Genomic DNA, 523 nt, shown 5'->3' with positions numbered 1-523 from the left:
GTTCAGCACATGCCTGAGACCTTTACCCCTGCATTTGCAGAGCGCCTAAACAATTTATGTCAACTTACCGTTAAGCATGGAGTAGATGGGCAAACATTGCAGGCAGGAACAGCAATTTTAGCACCTGGTGCTAAGCAAATGATTGTCTCGGGTAAAGGTCGGTCTATCTCAATTTTGGAAGGTGATGCTAGGTTGACCTACAAACCTTCCGTCGACGTGACTTTCGGTTCAGCTTCGAAAGCGTTCCCCGGAAGAGTTTTGGGAATTGTTCTGACTGGTATGGGGGCCGATGGTAGAGAAGGTTGCCGCTTGCTTAAACAGTCTGGCTCCACGGTTTATACTCAGAACGAAAAAAGCTGCGTAATTTATGGAATGCCGATGGCAGTTGACAAGGCTGGTTACTCTGACGGCTCTTTTGATATTGACGCCATAGCAGATCACGTGATTGAAGGAGTCATGTAATGGATATGCTGAGTATCTTACGTGTTATCCTTGGCTTTGGTGCCATTTTAGGTGGTAACTA

The 523-nt window shown here is 46.3% G+C and carries 1 protein-coding gene; it reads left to right on the top strand.

Translation table 11 applies throughout. From position 1 onward, the window contains the following. Positions 1–462 (top strand): chemotaxis protein CheB (locus A3756_RS06460; protein ID WP_304438870.1); only part of this gene is annotated, 462 nt, incomplete at its 5' end. Positions 463–523 lie beyond the last annotated feature (61 nt).

The sequence above is a fragment of the Oleiphilus sp. HI0086 genome (assembly GCF_001635225.1).
Note: the sequence above shows the minus strand (reverse complement) of the source record. Positions and strands in the feature narration are given on the sequence as shown.